The sequence below is a fragment of the Shewanella sp. Sh95 genome (genome assembly GCF_001308045.1).
GTDB classification, from domain to species: domain Bacteria; phylum Pseudomonadota; class Gammaproteobacteria; order Enterobacterales; family Shewanellaceae; genus Shewanella; species Shewanella xiamenensis.
The window spans coordinates 1-428 of sequence record NZ_LGYY01000139.1; the positions used below are offsets into that span (position 1 = coordinate 1).

The 428-nt window shown below is 74.8% G+C and carries 1 protein-coding gene; it reads right to left on the reverse strand.

The window, feature by feature from the left end; all coding sequences use genetic code 11:
- Positions 1-140 precede the first annotated feature (140 nt).
- Positions 141-428: hypothetical protein (locus AEA42_RS10435; RefSeq protein ID WP_197278433.1), on the reverse strand; the 288-nt coding region annotated here is incomplete at its 5' end.

Sequence of the window (428 nt, forward strand, 5' to 3'; positions counted from 1 at the left end):
GGGGGGTCCGCCGCGGACACGCGCGGCGCTCCGCGCGGGAGGGGGGCCGGGGTGGCGGGCTCGGGGATGGCTCGCCGCGGCCGGGGTGGCGGGGCGCCAGACCAGCAGGGCTGTGTTGACGCGGAGACCCGGGGCGCTGTTCAGACCCGCCCCGTCGCGGTGCCGGCGCCGGGGCCGCCGTTGAGGTTGCGGCCGTCCGGCACGGGCTCGGGGTCGCCGACCTGCGGGTAGTTCGACACGACCGTCCAGTGCGCGGGGGCCGTCACCGTGAACGTGAACGTCGCCTTGAGGTCGGGCTGCTCGAACACCGCGAAGACGCGGCGCGAGTCGGCGACCTCGAACTGGCTGTACAGGTAGACCTCGTCGTCGACCGGGTCGACGAACCGGTGCAGGCCCTCGCCGGTGTGCATGTAGGCGCAAACCAAGGT